Source organism: Microbacterium sp. B24 (genome assembly GCF_000333415.1).
In the GTDB taxonomy this organism is placed as follows: Bacteria; Actinomycetota; Actinomycetes; order Actinomycetales; family Microbacteriaceae; genus Microbacterium.
The window spans coordinates 1-5,958 of sequence record NZ_BADB01000278.1 but is presented as its reverse complement, the minus strand read 5'-3'; the positions used below and the strand labels follow the sequence as shown (position 1 = coordinate 5,958).

7 protein-coding genes are annotated in these 5,958 nt (G+C 72.0%); 2 read left to right on the top strand and 5 right to left on the bottom strand.

What is annotated here, in order from left to right:
* Positions 1 to 786: acetylxylan esterase (locus I5I_RS07320; protein ID WP_051039530.1), on the top strand; the 786-nt coding region annotated here is incomplete at its 5' end.
* A gap of 21 nt (positions 787 to 807) precedes the next feature.
* Here the strand turns inward: I5I_RS07320 and I5I_RS07315 are convergent.
* The 5 genes from I5I_RS07315 to I5I_RS07295 all read right to left on the bottom strand — a co-directional run bounded on the left by I5I_RS07315 (position 808) and on the right by I5I_RS07295 (position 4,474).
* Positions 808 to 1,602 (bottom strand): uroporphyrinogen-III synthase, encoded by a 795-nt coding sequence (locus I5I_RS07315; protein ID WP_036318165.1) that lies wholly within the window; start codon positions 1,600 to 1,602, stop codon positions 808 to 810.
* 232 nt (positions 1,603 to 1,834) lie between these two features.
* Positions 1,835 to 2,107 (bottom strand): hypothetical protein, encoded by a 273-nt coding sequence (locus I5I_RS07310; protein ID WP_036318164.1) that lies wholly within the window; start codon positions 2,105 to 2,107, stop codon positions 1,835 to 1,837.
* Positions 2,097 to 2,507: a phage holin family protein gene (locus I5I_RS07305; protein ID WP_036318163.1), complete on the bottom strand. Its 411-nt coding sequence runs from the start codon at positions 2,505 to 2,507 to the stop codon at positions 2,097 to 2,099. Before I5I_RS07305 ends, I5I_RS07310 begins: the two co-directional genes overlap by 11 nt.
* A gap of 1 nt (position 2,508) precedes the next feature.
* Complete coding sequence (locus tag I5I_RS07300; protein ID WP_036318162.1) at positions 2,509 to 2,904, bottom strand: hypothetical protein; 396 nt, start codon at positions 2,902 to 2,904, stop codon at positions 2,509 to 2,511.
* 109 nt (positions 2,905 to 3,013) lie between these two features.
* Complete coding sequence (locus I5I_RS07295) at positions 3,014 to 4,474, bottom strand: protoporphyrinogen/coproporphyrinogen oxidase (protein WP_036318161.1); 1,461 nt, start codon at positions 4,472 to 4,474, stop codon at positions 3,014 to 3,016.
* A 71-nt stretch (positions 4,475 to 4,545) separates the two neighbouring features.
* Here I5I_RS07295 and I5I_RS07290 point away from each other — a divergent pair.
* Positions 4,546 to 5,958: ATP-binding protein (locus tag I5I_RS07290; protein WP_036318160.1), on the top strand; the 1,413-nt coding region annotated here is incomplete at its 3' end.

Here is a 5,958-nt window from a genome sequence, read left to right as displayed (position 1 = left end):
ATTCGAGCTCGGACCCGGGGATCCTCTAGAGTCCCCCGACGTGCCGACGCTGCCGCTGCGCTGCCCACCGTCATCGAGTTCAACGGTTACGGCGGAGGTCGCGGGCTTCCGACCGAACGGCTCGGCTGGGCCTCGGCCGGCTACGCGCATCTGTTCATGGACACGCGTGGGCAGGGATCCACCTGGGGAGCTCCGGGATCGACACCGGATCCGCACGGCACCGGGCCCTCGACCAACGGCTACATGACTCGCGGCATCGAATCGCCCGAGGACTACTACTACCGCCGCGTGTTCACCGACGCCGTGCGCCTCATCGACGCCGCTCGCACCCTTCCGGTCGTGGATGCCGCGCGCATCGCCGTGACCGGCGGCAGCCAGGGCGGCGGCATCACGTTGGCCGCGGCGGCACTGAGCGAGGGACTCGTCGCGGTCATGCCCGACGTGCCCTTCCTCTGCCATTTCGAACGCGCGATCGGGATGACCGACCGCGAGCCGTATCACGAAGTGGTGCGCTACCTCTCGGTGCACCGCGGTGCCACGCAACGGGTGCTCGACACGCTCTCCTACTTCGACGGCGTGAACTTCGCGCGCCGTCTGAGTGCGCCCGCCCTGTTCTCGGTCGGCCTGCTCGACCCGGTGTGCCCGCCCTCGACCGTCTACGCGGCCTACAACCACGTCGAGCGGGATGACAAGCAGATCCGCGTCTACGACTTCAACGAGCACGAGGGCGGTCAGGCGTTCCAGTGGGAGGAGCAGGCCCGCTTCCTCGCGCAGATCCTCGGCTGAACGGAGAGCGCGGATCGCGCGTCAGAGGTGGAACTCGTCCGTGGCGTGCGGCAGCGGAAAGTTCGACACCGCCGTGATGAGCCCCTCCACGGTCTGCTCCCGCGCCACCGCGCTCACGCCGAGACCCACCTTCCGGGCATCCTTCGCGGTGCGCGGTCCGATGGCGGCGATCACGGTGGTGTCGGGGATCTCGGGGAACTGCAGCCGCACCTGCTCGGCGACCGAGCCGCTGGTGACGAGAATCGCGTTGATGCGGCCGCTGGCGACGTCGTGCGCGATCCGCTCCGTCACCGGCACCCCGACCGTGCGGTAGGCGACGACGCTGCGCACGTCGTGTCCCGCTTCGGTGAGGCGGCGCGTGAGCACCGGCTTGGCGATCTCGCTGCGCAGCGTCAGGATGCGCCGCGGTGCCGGCTCGAGCTCGATCAGCTGCGAGGCCATTCCCGCCGCGGAGTTGTCCTCGTCGGGGACGAGGTCGACGCGATAGCCGACGGCGGCCAGTGCGGCGGCGGTGGTCTCACCGACGGCCGCCACCCGCGTCGTGGCGGGAATGACGGCGCGATAGGCGTAGAGGACGTCCACCGTGGTGGCACTTGTCAGGGTGACCCAGTCGAACGCGCCGGCGGCGAGATCGGCGAGAGCCTGCTCCAGCGTGGCCTGATCGGTCGAGGGAGCGAAGTTGATGAGCGGGGCGATGACCGGCACGGCGCCCTGCACCCGCAGCGTCGCCGCGACGGAGTCCCCCCAGGGACCCCCGCGCGGAACGAGCACACGCCACCCCTTCAGGGGCTTGGCGGCGTGCGGGTCAGGAATCATGCTCGACTTTCGTGATGCTCAGTCGGGACGCACGGTTTCGCGCATCCGGCAACGACGTTCGTGCACGCGCGAACGCGATGGCTGCGCGGCTCGGGTCGTCGTTGCCGGCAGCTTGCGCACCATTGCCGCTGCCTGAGACACGAGCATACCCCGGGCGACGCACGGCTCGGACACGGGGTTGACAGTGCCCGCGGCAGGTGTCAGAACACGCGCGAGCGTGCCCGACCACGACTCAGCGCGTGTAGGCGCGGACCATCCCCCAGACCGCCAGTCCCACCACCGCCGCCGCACCGAGCACGGCGAGCGAGGCCTGCGTGGGGTTGCGCCGTGCGTAACGACGCGCGTCGGCGATCCGACGATCGGTGGCCTGCGCGACGCGCTTGGGCACATTCGCCTTGACCTCGATCGCCGCCAGGGCGGCCTTCAACTCGGCACGGGCGCTCTCCACCGGGTCGGTGATGCCGAGGGCGACGGCGGTGCGCGGAATCGGCTGGTCAGAACTCATCGGCCACGTCCTTCACGATGCGCGCGTCGACCTTCACGGCGTCGACGGGGTTGGTCGAACGACTCAAATGCTTGAAACGCAAGAGCCCCAGCCACGCGAAGACGGCGGCTCCGACGAGCGCGATCACGACCACGATGAGGCTGGCGAGCCACGCCGGCATCCACGAGGACAGTCCGATGATGGCGAAGGCGGCCAGCGCGGGCAGAGACCAGAAGAGGAAGAACAGGGCGACGATGAACCAGACGCCGCCCATGCCGGCATCCTTGCCCGCCTTCTTGGCCCAGTTCTTCGCCGAGTCGATCTCGGCGACCACCAGGTTGCGGACGAGCTCCGGCACCTCGCCGACGAGTGTCAGCAGGCTGTCGTCGGCGCGGTCGCGGAATCCCCGAGGCGTCGCCATGTCAGTCGTCCGCTGCCTTCTTGGCCGCGGTCTTCGCGTCCGCGACGGCCTTGTCAGCGGCCTTCTTGACCTCGGCGGCGGTCTTCTCCGCCCCGCGCGCGACGTCGTCCGCCGAGGCCCGACCGGCACGGATCGCCGAGTCGAGCTTCTGTCCCGGCGAGCCGCTGCGGCTCGCCGCGCGCGTGACCTTGACCGCTCCGTCCCACAGGGCGCTCGGCAGAGCCAGGGCGGCGCTCTTGCCGAGCTCCTTCACGGTGGCGACCTGCTTCTGCACCGGTGCGGTGTTCCAGAGCTTGAGGTAGCCCGCCTTGATCTGCTCGTAGCGCTCGCGGCCGGCGCGCGACCCGAGCACGTAGCCCGCGGCGAGTCCCACGACGATGCCGATCTTGCCCTTCATGGCGTCTCCTCACGTCCGTGCCGGGAGTGCTTCGTGACTCCAGGGTAGTCGCAATATTCCGATTCCGGCATCCTCCGGTCACGGGGCTGTCCCTGACGGGAGGCGTGTGCTAGGAGCGCGTCCACAGCACGTCGTGGCGGACGCGCTCGACCTCGGCGAGGGTGTCCGCGACGATGCCGGACACGCCGCCGCCGGCAAGGTCCTCGCCCACCGCGATGAGGCCACCGTGCCCGCGGCCGATCGCCGCGCGGGTCGCCGCACTGCGCTCGGCGTGCCCGAGCACGGAGGCGGGCGGGGCCAGGCGCGCCCGTCGATGCGTCGCCGCGCGAACGTGCCCGATTCCGGGCCACAACCTCGTCACGTCGGCGGCGGCGCGCGCGGCGATCTCCGTCGCATCGTCCGTCGGCGACGCGTCGAGGGTCACACGAAACACACGCCGATCGGGCCCGGCCTGGGCGTGCACACCCGACCACGCCGAGCCGACGTCGATCACGGATGCCGCCGCCATCGCCCCCGGCACGGGATAGATCGTCGAGGGGCCGTCGGAGGCGGCGGTCCCAGCATCCATGACGAGGGTCACGACGTCGCGCACCGGCAGCGGCGCCGCCTCGACGACGATGCCGTGCTCACGCAGGAGAGCGGCACCGCTCGCCGCCCCGCCGGCGAGCACCACGATGTCCGCAGGCAGCGGCTCCGCGGACTCTTGCGTGGAGGAAAGCTCGGCCTCGTCCCGCGGGTCCGCGGGGTCGAGATGGACCAGCCAGCCGTCCGGCGTTCGCGTCAGGCCCCGTGCGCGGTGGTTCACCCGCAGGTCGGCGTCGAGCAGCAGCAGTCGCTCGGTGAGCGCCGTGACCAGCTGTGTCAGCCCACCTCGCAACCGCGCCCGGCGCGGACCTCTCGTCGCGGCGTCGTCGGGCAGCAGTTGGCCGACCGCGCCGGCGAGCGAGCCCGCGCGGGTCAGCGCGGCGCTGAGGCCCGGAACGGCGAGGTCCACATCGATCTGGTCGGGATCGACACCCCAGGTGCCGAGAGTGAGGGGGGCGACGAGACGCTCACGCAGGCGCGCGCCCATGCGTGAGCGCACGAGCGCACCCAGGCTGCGCTCACGACCGATGGTCAACGGAGGGCGCAACCGATCGAGGTAGGCCCGCCACACCCCCCGACCGCCCACGAGGGCGCGCACCGGTTCAGCCCACACGTTGGCCGGGATGCCGGCCCGATTCGGTGGCAGCGTGACCACGCGTGGGCCACCGGGGGTGGCGAGCGCCACTGCGACCGAGCCCTCGCGCGCCGGCTCCACCTCGGTACGCAGTTCCAGCTCATCGAGCAGCCCCGCGAGCGCGGGCGCCGAGAGCGAGAACGCTTCGGGGGCCAGATCGACGGTGATGCCGTCCAGCTCGTCCGTCTCGATCCGGCCGCCGAGCCGGGGCTGCTGTTCGATGAGCGTGACGGGCATGCCTATGCGAGCGCACTCCCACGCGGCGACCAGACCTGCGATCCCCCCACCGATCACCACGACCCGGGTGGTGCGGGCACGGTCGGCGAGGTCGGCTGCAGGCTTGTCGGACACGCCCCCATCCTTTCACCGCGTCGTGGAGAGGGGCCGGAAGGGAGGTGGCGCCTCGCACCTAGAGTGGAGCCGTGCGGCTCACCTACTTCGGCGGACCGGCGTGGGATGCCGGGCCTCTTCCGGCGCGCGGTCGCGGGCAGGAGAGCCTGCTGTTCCGACTCGCGGTCGATGCGGGCGCCGCGGTGTCCGTGCGGGCACTGGCGGACGACCTCTGGCCGGTCGATGCGCCCGACGATCCGCGCGCCGCGGTGCAGTCCCTCGTCTCGCGTCTGCGCCGCGCCCTCGGTTCGGCGACGATCGAGGCGGTGTCCGGCGGCTACCGTCTGACGCTCGGCCGGGAAGAGATCGACCTGACCCGCTTCCAGGACCTCGTGGCGGCGGCCCGCCGTGAGGACGACCCCGAACGAGCCGCGGCGCTGGCGCGCAACGCGCTCGATCTCTGGACGGCGGACCCCTGGGTGCCGGACGACTTCGACTGGGCGCGGCGCGATCTGCTCGAAGACCGCGCGCACGCGCAGCGGATCGCGGGTCCGCACGGCGCGCCCACGGTGGGGGCTGTGGACGACACACGCATTCCGGCAGCCTTGACGGCGCTGATCGGGCGAGCCGACGAGATCGCCCTCGCCGAGGCTCAGCTGACCGATGAGCGGCTGCTCACCCTGATCGGTCCCGGCGGTGCGGGAAAGACAACTCTCGCACTGGAGCTCGCCCGCCGTCACGCGCCCGCGGTGTTCGTCGAGCTGGCACCGGCCGACGCGGGGGGCGTCTGGGATGCCGTCGCCACCGCTCTCGGACGCGGCGTCCGCCTGTCCGACGGCACTGTCGGGCAGGCCCAGGGCTCCCGCGAGCGTGCCCTCGCCGCCCTCGCCGGCCGGCCCCTGCTGCTCGTGCTCGACAACGCCGAGCACGTCGTGAGCGACGCCGCCCAGGTGGCGACCGATGCCTTGCGGGTGGCACCGGCGCTGCGACTGCTGGCCACGAGCCGCGAACCGCTGGGCGTTCCTGGCGAGGCGTTCGTCACGGTGGGATCGCTGCCGGAGGGCGATGCCGTGGCCTTGCTGGCCGCGCGCATCCGCGCCGCCCGCGGGCACGCGCCGGACGCCGGCGAGACGGAGGCCGTCGCCCGCATCGCACGGCGCCTGGACGGCCTGCCGCTGGCACTCGAGCTCGCCGGGGCGAAGGCACGGGTGCTGTCGATCGCCGAGATCGAGGACGGCCTCGCGGATCGATTCGCGCTTCTCGACCGAGGACCGCGCACGGCGGAGCCGCGGCACCAGACACTGCGGGCTGTCATCGACTGGAGCTGGAGCCTGCTCGACGACGCGCAGCGGGACGCGCTGCTCGCGTTGGCCGTCTTCCCCGACGGCATCTCCTCCGCGGACCTGGCCGAGGTCACGGCGGCGTTCGGGCTTCCCGAGACGGCGATCGACGACCTCGTCGAGCGTTCACTCGTGCAGCGCTCCCGCGGCCGCTACCGCCTGCTG